8 protein-coding genes and 1 tRNA gene are annotated in these 16,272 nt (G+C 47.4%); 7 read left to right on the forward strand and 2 right to left on the reverse strand.

Annotated elements, in window-relative coordinates:
• Nucleotides 1-12 precede the first annotated feature (12 nt).
• A complete protein-coding gene (gene ggt / locus CXL14_RS13755) occupies nucleotides 13-1,788 on the reverse strand; it encodes a gamma-glutamyltransferase (protein ID WP_014418078.1) in 1,776 nt (591 codons plus the stop codon).
• Nucleotides 1,789-2,031: 243 nt separating this feature from the next.
• Between ggt and CXL14_RS13760 the strand changes: the two genes are divergently transcribed.
• From CXL14_RS13760 to CXL14_RS13770, 3 genes are all read left to right on the forward strand, one after another.
• On the forward strand, nucleotides 2,032-2,262 hold the full coding sequence (locus tag CXL14_RS13760; RefSeq protein WP_003153848.1) for an excisionase family DNA-binding protein: 231 nt from the start codon (nucleotides 2,032-2,034) through the stop codon (nucleotides 2,260-2,262).
• A gap of 316 nt (nucleotides 2,263-2,578) precedes the next feature.
• Nucleotides 2,579-3,124 (forward strand): site-specific integrase, encoded by a 546-nt coding sequence (locus tag CXL14_RS13765; RefSeq protein ID WP_003153850.1) that lies wholly within the window; start codon nucleotides 2,579-2,581, stop codon nucleotides 3,122-3,124.
• A 42-nt stretch (nucleotides 3,125-3,166) separates the two neighbouring features.
• A tRNA-Arg gene (locus CXL14_RS13770) sits at nucleotides 3,167-3,239 on the forward strand.
• A 145-nt stretch (nucleotides 3,240-3,384) separates the two neighbouring features.
• On the opposite strand, the gene CXL14_RS13775 is transcribed toward CXL14_RS13770, so the two are convergent.
• Nucleotides 3,385-3,927, reverse strand: coding sequence for an IseA DL-endopeptidase inhibitor family protein (locus CXL14_RS13775; RefSeq protein ID WP_017417934.1), 543 nt, complete (start codon nucleotides 3,925-3,927; stop codon nucleotides 3,385-3,387).
• 228 nt (nucleotides 3,928-4,155) lie between these two features.
• Between CXL14_RS13775 and CXL14_RS13780 the strand changes: the two genes are divergently transcribed.
• The 4 genes from CXL14_RS13780 (at nucleotide 4,156) to CXL14_RS13800 (ending at nucleotide 16,260) form a co-directional block, all read left to right on the forward strand.
• On the forward strand, nucleotides 4,156-5,544 hold the full coding sequence (locus CXL14_RS13780; RefSeq protein WP_014418076.1) for an MATE family efflux transporter: 1,389 nt from the start codon (nucleotides 4,156-4,158) through the stop codon (nucleotides 5,542-5,544).
• A gap of 114 nt (nucleotides 5,545-5,658) precedes the next feature.
• On the forward strand, nucleotides 5,659-6,627 hold the full coding sequence (locus CXL14_RS13785; RefSeq protein ID WP_014418075.1) for an aldose 1-epimerase: 969 nt from the start codon (nucleotides 5,659-5,661) through the stop codon (nucleotides 6,625-6,627).
• An 18-nt stretch (nucleotides 6,628-6,645) separates the two neighbouring features.
• A complete protein-coding gene (gene dacB, locus CXL14_RS13790; RefSeq protein ID WP_014418074.1) occupies nucleotides 6,646-8,121 on the forward strand; it encodes a D-alanyl-D-alanine carboxypeptidase/D-alanyl-D-alanine endopeptidase in 1,476 nt (491 codons plus the stop codon).
• A 480-nt stretch (nucleotides 8,122-8,601) separates the two neighbouring features.
• Nucleotides 8,602-16,260, forward strand: coding sequence for a non-ribosomal peptide synthetase (locus CXL14_RS13800; protein WP_101287844.1), 7,659 nt, complete (start codon nucleotides 8,602-8,604; stop codon nucleotides 16,258-16,260).
• Nucleotides 16,261-16,272 lie beyond the last annotated feature (12 nt).

Below are 16,272 nucleotides of genomic sequence, written 5' to 3' on the forward strand. Positions count from 1 at the left end.
CTTTTTGTCTTGTTATTTTTTATAATTTTTCAAGTTTACGCCGATTGCGGCTCCGTTTCGGCTTGAGTCGGCGACTCCGGTGAAGGTGCCGTTTTCACGGTCGATCAGGATGCTTTGCACATTACCGATATCAACCGGGCTGCTGCCGAATTTATGCCCCATTTCGTTCAGTTTTGTGCGGGCTTCTTCCGGCACTCCTTTTTCATATCGATAGGATGTCATGCTGTTTGTGTAAATTCTCGGCTCTTCGACTGCCGCTTTCAGATCCATGCCGTACTCAACTTTGTTCAGGATCGTTTGCAGGACGGAAGAAATAATCGTTGCTCCGCCGGGGGAGCCGACAGTCAGGACAGGTTCGTTATTTTTGAATAAAATAGTCGGAGTCATGCTGCTGAGCGGACGTTTATTCGGCTGCACTTCATTTGCGCCGCCAGGCACCGCATCGAAGTCTGTTAACTCATTATTCAGCACAACGCCGTATCCGGGAACCATAATGCCGGAACCGAACAGCTGTTCAATTGTTGTCGTATAAGATACGACATTGCCGAAGCGGTCGGTTACCGTGAAGTGAGTCGTTTGACCTTCTTGTTTGTCAGTCGGCTGCTCCACTTGTTTATAGTTTGCAGAACCTTCCTGATAGGCCCAAGGATCGCCGGCTTTCGGTTTTTTATTGACTTTATCAATATCTATCAGCTGTCTGCGGGCATTGATATAATCTGGATTCAAGAGACCTTTGAGAGGGACGTTGACGAATTCTGGGTCCCCGGCAAATGCGGCGCGGTCAGCATAAGCCAAATGCATCGTTTCTGCGAGAAGCTGATATTTTTGCCAAGAACGGATATCATATTGAGAAAGCTTAAAATCATCCAGGAGGTTCAGCATTTGCAACAGGAAAACACCGCCCGAGCTTGGAGGAGGAGCAGTTGCGATATGATAGCCCTGGTAATCTCCCCAGATCGGTTCGTCAATCGTCACATTGAAGTTTTTAATGTCTTTTTCTGTCATTGAGCCGCCGAATTCCTGCACTGTTTCTGCAAGCTTTTTGGAGAATGCACCGTCATAGAATGCTTTTGTGCCTTTGTACTTAATAGCTGTAAATGTTTTGGCTAAGTCTTTTTGGATGAGTGTGTCTCCTTCTTTCAGAGGTTCTCCGTCCGGAAGAAACACGTCTTTTGCAGCAGTGTGTGATAATTTGTCTTTATAATCTGAGATGGCATCAGCTAAAACCGAATCGATCGGAAAGCCTTTTGAGGCAAGTTTAATGGAAGGGGTGATGAGTTGTTTCATGGAGCGTGTGCCCCATTTGTCTAGCGCTTTTTCAAGTCCTTTTAATGTTCCCGGAACACCGACTGCAGTCCCTTTCGTAACGCGTTCGGAGAAAGGAATGGCTTTGCCGTTTTCGTCAAGGAACATATCCGGTGTTGCGCCTGCCGGTGCGCGTTCCCTGCTGTCGATAATGGTGGTGTCTTTCGTCTTCGCATCATAAACCATCATAAATCCGCCGCCGCCGATTCCAGACATCATAGGTTCAGTTACGTTTAATGCGAATTGAATGGCAACCGCGGCGTCAATTGCATTGCCGCCTTTTTTCAGCACGTCGGCACCGATTTGTGAAGCGAGAGGATGGGCGGTGGCAACCATGCCGTCTTTGCCGACATCTACCTGTTTGTAGTCGTCATAGGAAAACGGGTGTTTCTTAGCCTGAGCGTGATAAGGGATGCTTCCGGCCGCGAGCAAAGTACTGAGCAGAACGATAAAACAGAGATTCATAAACTTTTTCTTTTTCATAGTCTGCCTCCTTTGTTTTCCGCTTACAATTATAGAGTAAGTAAAATGTGCTGTTTTCACAAGTGACAAACGGAATAGTCCGGTGTGCAAAAAGTTGGGGTTTCTGTGTGAATGTAATCAGTCGCAAATAGGCTAAATGGGAAACCGGACTGAAAAAGCTGTGAAACAAGCATAAAGACAAAAAATAAGCTACAATAAACAAAACAGAATTCACTCACATGACATATGAAAGGAACGTGAGCCATGTATTTAACGATCAAAGAGACAGCTGAGTTTACCAGTCTTCCTGAAGAATATGTGCACAATCTTGTTTTGACGAATAAAATAAGAGCCGTCCATGACGGACAGCAATATTTAATCAACAAGGAACAATTTCAAACACATCTCGAGCAGCTGGAAAAATATAAGGAAATGATTCAAGAGTTTTTAAATGAGCCGCTTCCTGAGGACATTGATGTAAAAGATGAAGATTAGGACACAATTTCATATTGTGTCTTTTTTTTGCATTTTTTTCGGTTGCTCACAAAAAAACGGATGCTCAGATTTCATTTTAAGGCCGTCGTTTTCATTTTTTAATACCTTAAGTATCTATTTGTTTAAAAGCTTGTCAACGGGCTGAAAATGATGTTTTTGAGGAATTCGTTGAAACTGCTTATCTGATTCACCTTATGTAACACTATGTATATTATGTTACATAAGACTCTTTACCCTTTATCATTCAACGGGTTTCGGCTATAATAGTAACATAATGCTCAATATGTTACTTTACCAATTATAAGGGGTTTTTTTGATGCATATCGTACAGCCGATCCGAAGTTTGGAGAAGATCCAGGAAGTCAAACAGTATTTAATGAAAAAAAGTGATCGTGATTATTTTTTATTTATTTTCGGCATGAACAGCGCACTGCGGATTTCAGATGTTCTGCCGCTTCGCGTGAGGGATGTAAGGAACAAAGACCATGTGTGGGCAACCGAAAGCAAAACGAGAAAGAAAAGAAAAATTCTGATACTGGAGTCTTTAAAGGCCGACATATACGCTTATACAAAAGACATGAAAGAGGATGACTATTTGTTTAAATCAAAACGGACGAATAAGCCCATATCCCGGATTCAGGCATACAGAATATTAAAGGAAGCGGCTGCCGCTTGCGGGTTGGAGGAAATCGGAACGCACACGCTTAGAAAGACGTTCGGGTATCATTTTTATCAGAGGACAAAAGACATTGCTGAACTGCAGAGGATTTTGAATCATTCTTCTCCGTCTATTACAATGCGTTATATCGGAATAGATGAAGATACAACGAGAGCCGCCTATAAGGTGTTCGGAGGGCTGTAGACTTGAAAAAAACGGCCGCCAGCGTTACTATAATAGAAGCAGGCTCTAGTAGCACAGCGGATAGTGCAGCAGTTTCCTAAACTGCAGGTCGGGAGTTCGAATCTCTCCTAGAGCGTTTTTTGTATAAGATAGGCGCAGATTAATAATGTCGGCAAAACAGAAAACCCCTTGTTATACAAGGGGTTTTTGAGTTGAATATTTTGTGAGAACCTGGTGGAAATGATGTGAAAAAAGCCCGCTGTAAGCAAGCGGGCTTTTTCTTATATGACAGCATCAAATTGATTGACTTTCCAAACGTTGTTTTCTTTTACGAATGTTACATCGCGTTTTGCTGACGGAGAACCGTCAAGAGTCGGTACAGTGAAGCGGTATGTTTGAGCGCTTCCTTTTTTAGAAAGAAGAGTCATTTTTGCTTTTTTCCAATTCAGGAGGTTATCTCCGTCGCCGACCGGAACAGCCAATTTGCCGTCTTTTACAGTGAAGTGGTAATCTTTGAGCCCTTTGTCAATCGCTTGCTTTGTAAAAGCGGGTGTCAGATATTTTACGGCTTTCGCTTTTGTTCCGAGGTCTTTGCACATAAATACATATTGCAGATTTTGATATTCAAACGGTTCAGAAGTGCAATTTGCGTTTGATTTAAGCGAACCGCCGCTCATTGTGTTCCAGAAATGTTCTCTCGCTGACAGGGCCAGCTGAAGCGCTTGTTTTTGTGTAAGGTCATTAGGTGCATTTTTTGCGGTCGCCGCAGTGCCCAGTGACAGAATCAATGTAATAGTAGTGAGGAATAATAGCCATTTTTTCATGATATAATCTCTCCTTCAATCAATCTCTTTCTCTTATGTTACAAATGTTACAATAATTACGGTAAGATTACAATACCTTTTCAGAAATATTTTCCGGACTTTTTATTTTTATGGTTTATTTCCATGTAAGACGTGAGAAAAAGATAAAGAGTTTCATTGAACAAAAGGTTTTTACAAGCTGTCTGCTGAATAATAAAATGGAAGAAAATCAAAAAAGGAGTCCTACATATGGAAGTACAAGATCATTTAGAAACAGCGGAAGGCCGCGGCCAGTCTGTCTGGCGATCGATGTCACTGTTTTTAGTGCCGCTGCTTTTAAGCAATGTATTGCAATCTGTCGGCCAATTGGTCGGAATGGTATTTGTCGGAAGGTGGCTCGGAGTTGATGCGCTTGCCGCCGTATCGTCTTTTTTTCCGCTGTTTTTTCTGCTGATCTCCTTTACGATCGGAATCGGTTCGGGAAGTTCCATTTTGATCGGGCAGGCTTACGGCGCGAAAAACGAAGAGAGGATGAAGGCGATTGTCGGCACTACACTGACTTTTACCTTTATGCTCGGTGTTGTTCTGGCAGTTGTCGGCAGTGTGTTTACGCTTGATATTCTGCGGCTGATGGGAACGCCGGAAAACGTAATAGATGTCAGTGTCCGATATGCGCGCATTTTGTTTTGCGCAATGCCGCTGATGTTTTTATATTTTGCGTATACGACATTTTTACGCGGAACGGGAGATTCAAAGACTCCGTTTTATACGTTAATCGTCAGTACAGTCATAAACATCGGGCTTTTGCCCTTATTGATTCTCGGGCTTTTCGGACTTCCGAAGTTCGGCATTTACGGTTCGGCGTATGCAACCGTGATTTCAAACATCGTGACATTTATCGTACTCATGGTTTATTTACGGAAAAGAAAACATCCATTGGCATTTGACCGGACTGCGCTCCGTTCTCTTAAAATGGACAAAAAGCTGCTCGCGCTTTTACTCCGTCTCGGTATTCCGTCGAGCATCAATATGATTCTCGTGTCACTTTCTGAAATTGCGGTCATTTCATTTGTCAATCATTACGGATCAAACGCGACGGCTGCTTACGGGGTCGTCAACCAAGTGGCGAGTTATGTGCAGATGCCGGCGGTAAGCCTCGGTATCGCCGTTTCAATTTTTGCCGCCCAATCCATTGGCGCCAATCAATTCGGCCGGCTGAAACAGGTCATCAAAGTCGGCATCGGCCTGAATTATTTGATCGGCGGGGTGTTGATCCTGCTGATTTACACCTTCTCCCGGCAGATACTGGCTTTGTTTTTAACAGATCAGGATACACTCCACATTGCCCGCAATCTGATTATGATTACCCTTTGGAGCTATTTGATTTTCGGTCACGCTCAGATCGTTTCAGCAACAATGCGGGCGAGCGGTACGGTGTTATGGCCGACGATTATCAGCATTTTTGCGATTTGGGGAATTGAAGTGCCTGTGGCCTTTATTCTTTCTCATTATACGAATCTCGGCATTCTCGGCATTTGGGTCGGTTATCCGGCGGCTTTTGTCGTCAGCCTGCTGCTGCAATACGGATATTACCGGTTTGTATGGAAGAAAAAACAGATTACCCGGCTGATTCAATAAGGTTTTACCGCACATCGCTCAGTTCATACGGGCGATGTTTTTTTAGAGCAGGAAAATGAGTTTAGAAAATGGAATTCCTATACATGCTAGAAAACAAGGAAAGGGCAGGTGCTTATGACGATTGAACATACGACTTATTTAGGGGTTTCAGCCATAAAAGCGGAGACTGATCAGGCTGAATGCATCATTGTGCCGGAGTGGGGATCAAATGTCATATCGCTTCGGGATAAAAGAACCGGTATGCGGCTTCTGAGAGAACCGGAAACTGCGGAGCAATTCCGCGCAAAACCGATGCTGTACGGCATTCCCGTTTTATTCCCGCCGAACCGGATTACGGACGGGACGTTTCGTTTTGACGGCCGCGCGTATCAATTCGAGATAAACGAAGAGGATAAACATAATCATATTCACGGCTTTCTTCACAATCAGCATTGGAAAGCGGCGGCAGCGAAAGAAGAGGGGGATGGAATGACAGTCGAAACAGAAATTGATCTTTCAAAGATTCCCCGTGTTCATAAACAATTTCCGCACGATGTCATTGTCCGGATGACCTATACACTAAAAGACAATGTGTTTACGCAGCGGGCGCTGATTATCAACAAGGGAACGGAGGCTTTTCCTTGGGGGCTCGGCTATCATTCAACTTTTGTTTTCAATGAAGAGCGATCCCGTCTTTTTCTGACGGCTGACCGCATGTGGGAATTAAATGAACGTTTCGTGCCGACGGGCCGTTTATTGGATGTGCCTGATAAAGAAGCGTTCCGTCATGGGATGTCTTTGAAAAATAAACAGTTTGACGATGTTTTTCTTTCTTCCGGACGGAACGGCGGCAATAACGAAGCTGTTATTTATCATCCGGATGAGAAATTATCCGTTTTGTATCAGGCAGACACGTCTTTCAAGCATTGGGTGGTATATAACGGTGACGGAAAGCAGGGGTTTGTCAGTCTTGAGCCTTATACTTCCGTTACAGATGCATTTAATCTGAATCAGCCTGCATCACTGACAGGGCTTCAGATTCTGAAACCGGGCGAAGAAGCGGCTGCGTCATCCAGGATCACCATTTTGCATGACGAAGAATAGGAAAGAGGCGGGATAACATTGAAAACATATGTGAAACGCTTGAGCGCGGTGATTCTGCTTTTGATCATTGCCGCAGTTCCTTATATTGATGATGCGGCTAAGGCGGCTGAACAAAAAAATACTTTACAAAAAGAGCTGGAACACATTCTGGATGAAGAACCTGCTTTAAAGGGGGCTTCATCGGGCGTCAGTGTCCGGTCAGCAAAAACAGGGGAGGTGCTGTTCGGCAGCCGGGAAGATATGCGGCTGAGGCCTGCATCATTGATGAAGCTGCTGACGGCATCTGCGGCGCTTTCTGTTCTCGGAGAAGATTACACCTTTAAGACAGAAGTACGGGCAGACGGCGCCGTGAAAGGAAAACAGCTGCGCGGAAACCTTTATCTCAGGGGAAAAGGCGATCCGACCCTATTGGTTTCTGATTTTGAGAAGATGGCTAAACAGGTCAAAGCCAGGGGCATCCATGTCATTAAAGGAGATCTGGTCGGGGATGACTCGTGGTATGACGATACCAGGTATTCAGTTGATCTTCCGTGGAGCGATGAAGGCCAATATTATGGAGCGCAAGTATCAGCTCTTACCGCTTCCCCAAATGAGGATTATGATACCGGAACGGTGATTGCGGAAATCAGCCCGGCGAAACAGCCCGGTAAAAAGCCGCGCATTTCGATTTCTCCCCATACGGACGTCGTTCGTGTGAAAAATGAAGTGAAAACCGTCGCTTCTGATGAAAAGAAAGAATTGACGGTTGAACGGGAGCACGGTGGCAATGTGATTACGATAAAGGGAACCATACCTGTCGGCTCGGCACAGGCAAGAGAATGGGCGGCGGTGTGGGATCCGTCGTCCTATGCTTTAGATTTATGGAAACAAGCGCTTACTAAACAGGGTATAACTGTAAAAGGGAAAATCAGAACAGGGCGAATGCCGCACCGCACCCAACTTGTCACATCACGGACATCCATGCCTCTTTCAGAATTATTGATTCCGTTTATGAAACTGAGCAACAACGGGCACGCCGAAATTCTGATCAAGGAAATGGGAAAAGTGAAAAAAGGGGAGGGCAGCTGGGAAAAGGGCTTGGACGTGATGAAATCGGAGCTTAAATCGTTCGGGCTGAATCCGGATGAATTGATTGCAAGAGACGGATCCGGCGTTTCTCATATTAACGGCGTATCCGCCGGCCAAATCGGAGAGCTTTTGTATGCGGTTCAGAAAGAAAAGTGGTACCCGGCTTTCCTTCGGTCGCTCCCTGTCGCCGGCGCAAGTGACAGAATGACGGGAGGAACCCTTCGGAACCGGCTGAAGGGCACCCCGGCGGAGGGCAAAATTAAAGCGAAAACCGGGTCGCTAACATCAGTCAGTTCGATTGCCGGCTATGCAGACACAAAAACAGGAGATACGCTTATTTTTTCCGTGCTTCAAAACGGGCTGCTTGACGAAGATGACGGAAAAGACATTGAAGACAAAATCGCAGTCGTGCTGGCAAATCAATAAGAAGGGCCGAATCCTTAGAGGATTCGGCTTTTTTCGATGTCTGTAAAACATTATATTGCGATTATGAATCAATCTTTTCAAAAAGTAATATCGGCAATATCCTTCCTTTTTTTTACATGATACTTTCTTACTTGTTCACCGATTTTTCATTTTTTAACGTAAAACTTCTTTTAAGGAGACAAAACCTTTTTAAAAGCGCAATTAATTATACATTTTATTCCTTATTATAGTGTTTAAGAACCAGTTTGTAGTGTGCATACATACCGTTTTACATGGTATAAAGATTATAGAAATGAAGAAATGAAGTGAGGAATATATACTATATTCTAAAAAATGTTAGAGAAAATTTAATTTTTTATTGTGATTTCTAAAATATGTTTTAAAATAATGCTTATATGGATGATTTAGTCATATGCTGTCGAAATTTAATTGTAATTATTTCACTTTCTTATCCTCTTAAATTGAAATGGAGGGATTCCATTGAAGAACACTGTTTATTCTTTAACTCACGCCCAAAGAAGAGTCTGGTTTACAGAGCTGCTCGAGCCGGGCACAAGTATCTGCAATCTCGCGGCGTGCGTCAAATTCAGGGGGGACATCGATTTTGACGTACTGCGCCATGCTTTAGATTTTTCTATCTCGCAAAATGATTCACTCAGGTTTCAACTGACAGAAGGGGACGGATCAGAACCCCAGCTGTATCTGGCGGGGCATCGGCCGATTTCTCTAGAGACTGTTGATTTTACTCATACTGATCAGGCAGAGCGGGACGCATGGATTGACACGCAGACCCGTGTTCCGTTCAAGCTGTTTCATTCACCTCTGTATCAATTTACTCTGCTTGTCATGTCAGACGAAGAAGTTTGGCTTTATTCAAAATTTCACCATATTATCATGGACGGCATCTCGCTCAACCTGCTCGGCAACCAGCTCATTGATATCTACCAAAAGATCATGCGGGGCGAGGATTTAGCTGAACATCACAGACCTTCCTATCTCAGCTACATGGAAAAAGAACAGCAATACTTACAGTCTTCCCGTTTTCAAAAAGACCGTTCATTTTGGACTGAAACATACCGAACCGTTCCGGAACACCTTTCACTGGCGGAACGAACCTCTCATCTTAGACAAAGCACTGCGGCTTCCAGAGATACAATCACTCTTTCTCACTCCTTAGAACAATCTATCCGGCGTTTTTGCAAAGAAAATAATATCAGCATCATCTCTCTGTTTATGGCTTCGTTATACATATGCATCAGCCGTCTGACGGCTAAAAAGGATATTGCCATCGGCACTTATTACGGAAACCGGGGCTCCAGGCTCGAAAAGGATATGCTCGGCATGTTCGTCAGCACACTGCCGATCAGAATGACGGCAGATCCTGATGCGGAGTTCCTGTCCTTTGTCCGCAGCGTAGGAAAAGAGCAGCTGTCTGTTATGCGGCACCAGAAATATCCTTACAATCTTTTTGTGAATGAATTAAGGCAGACTCATCACGACCTGCAAAATATCATCGGGATTTCGATGCAATACCAGCCTCTCGCGTGGCGTCAGGCAGAAGGTTTCGATTATGAAACGGCGATGTTTTTCAGCGGACATACGGCAAATGAGCTGTCCATTTTAATTAAGGAGCGGACAGATACGGGATTGATTGAGCTGAATTTTGATTATCAATCCGCTTTATTTACTAAAACATCGATTAAACGAATTCAAACTCATTTGCTGACGATCGTTGAAAATGCCGTTAGAAATCCAAACCAGCTGATTCGGCATATTGATATGGCGGATGAAAATGAAAAGAAACGGGTGTTAACTGCGTTTAACCATACAGAAGCGGTTGAACCGCCGGCTCCGACGCTTCACGGGCTGTTCACCCGCCGCGCCGCGCTTTCGCCGCATCGTCCTGCGCTCCGTTTTCCGGGCGGTATGCTGACGTACGCTGAGCTCGATCAGTACACAGACAGGCTCGCCGTTTGGCTCCGCCAAAAAGGCGTCCGCAAAGAAAGCATGGTCGGCGTACTCGCTGAACGCTCGCCGGAGATGGTGGTTTCAGTGCTTGCCGTGTTAAAAGCGGGCGGCGCCTATGTGCCGCTTGACCCGGACTATCCTGAGGACAGGCTGCGCTATATGCTTGATGACTGCGGCGCCTGCCTCCTGCTTGCACAGCCGGGGTTATCCCTTTCCGGTTTTTCCGGAGAAACGCTAGAAGTGTCTCTTTCTTCTTTGACAAGTGAGACGGAGACAGGGGCTGTCTCTGAAGAAGCGGATGCTGATTCGCTCGCTTATATCATTTATACGTCCGGTTCGACGGGAACACCGAAGGGAGTGGCTGTTGAACACTGTCAGGCCGCCGCCTTTTTATCAGGGATGCAAGGGCAGTTCCCGTTAACGGAAGAGGACATCATCGTGCTGAAATCATCCTTTTCATTCGACGCCTCCATCTGGCAATTGTTTTGGTGGACGATGTCCGGCGCCTCCGTGTATCTGCTTCCTGCCGGATGGGAGAAAGATCCTGTGCGGATGATTGAAGCGTTTGCCTCAGAAAAGGTGACGACCGCGCATTTTATTCCGGCGATGGTCAACAGCTTTTTAGACGCGCTGGAAACAGAGCCTGCAGAAACAAGAACACGCCTCGGCAGAACACTGACACGCGTGTTTGCCGGAGGGGAAGCTCTTTCCCCGCTTACGGCTGCCCGGTTTGCCGATCTTCTGCCGGAGACCATGCTTATTCACGGCTATGGGCCGACAGAAGCGACGGTTGATGCGGCGTTTTACGTCTGTGACCGAAAACGGGACAGCGGACGGACAAGGCTTCCGATCGGAAAACCCGTTCCTGGTGCCCGTCTGTATGTATTAGATAGCGGAGGAACCATCCAGCCTGCGGGTGTGGCAGGAGAGCTGTACATCGCGGGGACAGGGGTGGCCCGGGGCTATCTGAACCGGCCTGAGCTGACGGAGGAGCGTTTTCTCGATGATCCGTTTTATCCGGGCGAGCGCATGTATCAGACGGGCGATATCGCACGCTGGACAGAAGACGGCCTTGTCGAATGGCTCGGCCGTTCAGACGGACAGCTGAAAGTCCGCGGTTACCGGATTGAACCGGGGGAAATCGAAGCGGCGATCCGGCGCATCGACGGCATTCGTGAGGCGGCGGTCACCGCCCGGACCGAACACGGCGAAACCGCGCTTTACGCCTATATCGAAGGACGGGAAAGCGATGACGTGCGGGCGGAGCTTGCGGCACGCCTTCCGGCCTACATGATGCCGGCTCAGTTTATAGAGATGAGCGAATGGCCGGTCACGCCGAGCGGAAAGCTTGACCGCCGCGCGCTGCCAGCTCCCGGCGGAGCGGCAGACAGACAGGCGTACACCGCCCCGCGGAACGTCACGGAAATGAAGCTTTGCGCCCTTTGGGAAGAGGTGCTGAAAAACGGCCCCGTCGGCATCCGGGATCACTTTTTTGAGCGGGGCGGCCATTCGTTAAAAGCGACGGCTCTCGTCTCCCGCATCGCCAAGGAATTCGGTGTTCAGGTGCCGTTACAGGACATCTTCGCCCGGCCGACGGTGGAAGAGCTCGCCTCGGTCATTCAGGACTTGGAAGAGAGCCCGTATGAAGCGATTCAGCCTGCGCAAACACAGGACACCTACCCGGTGTCTTCGGCGCAGAAACGGATGTATGTGCTCCAGCAGCTTGAAGAGGGCGGTGTCGGCTACAATATGCCGGCTGTGCTGGAACTGACGGGCCCGCTTGACCGCGGCCGGCTGGAGAAGACGTTCCGGCAGCTTGTGGAGCGGCACGAGTCGCTCAGAACGTCCTTTGAAACGGGGCCTGACGGCGAACCGGTGCAGCGCATCCATGACAGCGTACCGTTTCAGCTGGATGAGGCCGAGTCAGCTGACGCATTCGTCCGGCCGTTTTGTCTGGAGGAAGCGCCGCTCTTCCGTGCGGCCCTCGTGAAAGAATCGGATGAACGTCATCTTTTATTAACGGATATGCATCATATTATTTCTGACGGTGTGTCCGTCAACACCTTGATTAAAGAATTCGGCGAGCTGTACGCAGGCCGTTCGCTTGCGCCGATGCGCCTTCAATATAAAGACTATGCCGTCTGGCAGCGGTCGTTTCAGGAGAAAGAAGGATATCAGAAGCAGGAAGCGTATTGGCTGAAGCGGCTAGAAGGAGAGCTTCCGGTGCTTGAGCTTCCGGCTGACAAGCCCCGTCCGGCTGTCAGAAGCTTTGCGGGCGGCAGCGTATCGTGCACGCTTGACGCTGAAACGGCATCCGGCCTTCACCGCATCGCCCGGGATCACGGCTCCACTTTGTATATGGTGCTTCTCGCCGCGTACAATACGTTACTCGCGCGATTGAGCGGGCAGGAAGACATCATCGTCGGCTCGCCAATTGCCGGGCGTCCGCACAAAGACCTTGAACCGATTCTCGGCATGTTCGTCAACACGCTGGCCATCAGAACGGAGCCGAAAGGAGACAAACGGTTTACCGATTACTTGGCGGAAGTCCGCCAGGCGGCGCTTGAAGCGTATGAGCATCAGGATTACCCGTTTGAAGAGCTTGTGGAGCAGCTCGGCGTGCAGCGGGACATGAGCCGCAATCCGCTGTTTGATGCGATGTTTATTCTTCAGAATATGGAGCGAGAGGAGATAAATCTGGCCGGTCTGAAGGCGTCACGATCAGAGCATACCGAACATGATGTATCAAGTTTTGATCTGACCTTATCAGCGGCTGAATCCGATGGAAACATCCGCTTTGAAATGGAATTCAGCACCGAGCTTTTTATGAAAGAAACGATTGAACGCTGGATGGGCCACTTACTGAATCTCTTGCGCCATGTTGCCGCCGAACCGAAAGTCACACTATCGAAAGCTGACATTTTGGATGAAGAAGAAAAACAAAAGTTACTGATTGAGTTTAATAACACACAAACCGAATTCATGGAAAAACACAAACTGTTTCATCAGTTGTTTGAAGAGAAAGCAAAAGAAACGCCTCATCAGACCGCTGTTATTGAAGGAGCACAACAGATCAGCTATTCGCAGCTTAATGAGCGGGCAAATCGGCTTGCGCGAACATTACACAAAAATGGATTCGGTCCGGGAAAAAGAGCAGCTATATTGGCAAACCGTTCGATTGAAGCGATCGTCAGTGTTCTTGCCGTCATGAAATCGGGAGGGGCGTATATACCGGTTGACTCCCATTATCCCGAGGAAAGGATTCGCTATTTATTAAAAGACAGCGCGGCATCCGTCTTGATGGTGCAGTCAGAATACAAAAAACTTGCTTCACAGCTGACGGATAACAATTTATTTCTCATTCAGCTTGATCATGAAGATCAATACGATATTTGTGCAAAGAATATTCAGCCGGCAGCGTCACCGGATGATACTGCATATATCATATATACTTCGGGAACAACGGGAACGCCGAAGGGAGTCGAAGTCAGAAATCGCAGCTTTACGCATGCAGCACTTGCATGGCGCAGGATTTATGAGCTTGATCTTATACCTGTCAGAGTGCTGCAGATGGCGAGTTTCTCATTTGATGTATTTTCAGGGGATCTTGCACGCGCCCTGCTAAACGGGGGAACGCTTGTCATTTGTCCGGATGACGTCCGGCTTGAGCCACAACAGCTTTATCGGCTCATTGATCAGCACCGTATCACGTTTATGGAGTCGACACCCGCGCTGATTGTTCCGTTTATGGAATATATATATCGCCGGAAGCTCGCGCTGCAAAGTGTAAAAATACTTGTACTGGGTTCAGATATGATCAAGTCGCAGGATTTTTATACGCTTCAAGAACGCTTCGGAAAAGAAATGCGGATCATTAACAGCTACGGTGTAACAGAAGCGACAATTGATTCTTCGTATTATGAAGCTAAAATGAGCGAAGAGCCGCGGGAAGATGATGTGCCGATCGGTGTTCCGCTTCCGAATGTACAAATGTACGTCTTAAACAAAGACAAACAGGTCCAGCCGATCGGCGTTTTCGGAGAGCTGTATATCGGGGGCGCCGGCGTCGCCAAAGGATATTGGGGACAGCCTGAGCTGACAGAGGGCGCATTCAGTGACCCGTTACAAACGGGAGAAACGCTTTACAGAACCGGAGATCAGGCTTGCTGGCTGCCGGATGGCACTCTTCGTTTTCAAGGGCGGATTGATAAGCAGGTAAAAATCAGAGGATACAGAATTGAGACGGGAGAAATAGAAAGTGTGCTTTTGAAACACGATCAAGTCAAAGAAGCGGCTGTTACCGTGATGAAAGATGCCGAAGGACAAGCCCGATTAGCGGCATACATCGTTCCTAAAGAGGCCGATATCTCATCACTTCGCCAGTCTCTTATGCAGGAGCTCCCGGCTTATATGATGCCGTCTCATATTATCGGTTTAGACAGCATGCCCCTGACACTGAACGGCAAACTTGATAAATCGGCATTGCCGGCAGAAGAGATACATTCATCACAGGCATTTGTCGCGCCCGGCGATGAAAAACAGGCGATGTTATGCCGGATTTGGGAAGATGTGCTTCATATTCAGAAAGCGGGAATTCATCACTCTTTCTTTGAGCTTGGGGGAGATTCCATTAAGGCGCTTCAAGTGTCAGCCCGACTCGCCGGAGAAGGCTGGAACATGTCGATCCGCGATTTGTTTCAGTTCCCGACGATTGCAGAACTCGCGAAGCACCTCACGCCGGCTGTTGCAACGGCTGATCAGGGGCCGATAGAAGGAAGCGCTCCGCTGACACCGATCCAGCAGAGATTTTTTGAGGAGCCGGGTGCGTTTGAGCTTCATTATAACCAATCAGTCATGCTGTGCACTGAAGACAGCCTCCAAATAGATGCGCTGTACCAGGCGGTTTGCGCGCTGACAGAACATCATGATGCGCTGCGAATGACTTTCACTGAAAATGAGCATGGGGAAGCCGTTCAATATAATCGCGGAATCACAAAGCAGCATGAAGAAATATTTACGCTTAACGTCATAGATATTTCAGAAGAAACGCAGCCCGAAAAACGGATAGCCGCTGAGGAAGAAGAAATACAGCAGGCTATGCGCCTTGATCAAGGCCCTCTGCTTCATCTCGGAGTGTTCAGGCAGAAGGATGCCGACCATCTTCTTATAACGATTCATCATCTTATCGTGGACGGCGTGTCATGGAGGATATTGCTTGAAGATCTGCAGACAGCTTATCAGCAGGCATTAGAAGGCAAACAAATCGAACTGCCGCCGAAAAGCGATTCTTATATAAAGTATGCCGAAGAGCTTTTTGACATTTCCAAGAGCAAAGCATTGCTGGAGGAAGCCGCATACTGGGACAGCGTGATGTCTGGTGAAACAGCGCCGCTGCCGAAAATAACTGATGAAAACGCCGGACGATTGCAGGAAAACGCCCACACTGCATCGTGGATATTAAGCAGCGAAGTCACGAAACAGCTGCTGTTGGAAACACAGCAGGCATACGGAACGGATGTTCATGAATTGCTTTTAACGGCGCTTGGAATGGCGCTTCATGAGTGGACGGGTTCTGAACAGATCCTTATCAGCACTGAGGGGCACGGGCGCCAGGGGCATATTCCTGACATTGATATGTCAAGAACGGCAGGATGGTTTACATCTGTTTACCCGGTGCTTTTGGATATGAGAGTGCCGGGCGGCTCAGGCGAAAAAACCGCTCACCGCATAAAGACGGTAAAAGACATGATGAGACGGGTTCCTCATCACGGAACCGGCTACGGGCTGTTGAGATATTCGCGAAACATTCTTTATAAAGACCCAGAAATAAGCTTTAACTATCTCGGTGCGTTTGACGGTCTTGAGGGGACGCTGAAGATGTCACCGTTCAAGCCGCAGCATGATATAGCGGCCGGGCGCATCCGCGAGTTTGATCTGGATATTAACGCGATGGTGGCGGCCGGGCAACTGGAGGTAAAAGCCGTTTATACCGATGTATTTGCACCGGGGGCAATCGAGTTCTTCATGAATCGTTTCCATACTCACCTCGAGGACATCATCGCCCACTGTTCCGGCAAGAAAGAGCGGGAAAAAACATTAACGGATTACAGCCATACAGAATTGACCGCTCAAGCACTATCAAGCATTGAAGATCTCGTAAAAGGACTTTAATTTCATAAAAAG

Origin of the sequence: Bacillus sp. SJ-10, assembly GCF_002843505.1 — a bacterium.
Classification (GTDB): domain Bacteria; phylum Bacillota; class Bacilli; order Bacillales; family Bacillaceae; genus Bacillus; species Bacillus velezensis.

Coding starts and splice junctions, on each gene's coding strand:
- CXL14_RS13775 (WP_017417934.1), bottom strand. CDS start 3,927: ATGAAAAAATGGCTATTATTCCTCACTACTATTACATTGATTCTGTCA.
- CXL14_RS13765 (WP_003153850.1), top strand. CDS start 2,579: ATGCATATCGTACAGCCGATCCGAAGTTTGGAGAAGATCCAGGAAGTC.
- CXL14_RS13760 (WP_003153848.1), top strand. CDS start 2,032: ATGTATTTAACGATCAAAGAGACAGCTGAGTTTACCAGTCTTCCTGAA.
- CXL14_RS13785 (WP_014418075.1), top strand. CDS start 5,659: ATGACGATTGAACATACGACTTATTTAGGGGTTTCAGCCATAAAAGCG.
- ggt (WP_014418078.1), bottom strand. CDS start 1,788: ATGAAAAAGAAAAAGTTTATGAATCTCTGTTTTATCGTTCTGCTCAGT.
- CXL14_RS13780 (WP_014418076.1), top strand. CDS start 4,156: ATGGAAGTACAAGATCATTTAGAAACAGCGGAAGGCCGCGGCCAGTCT.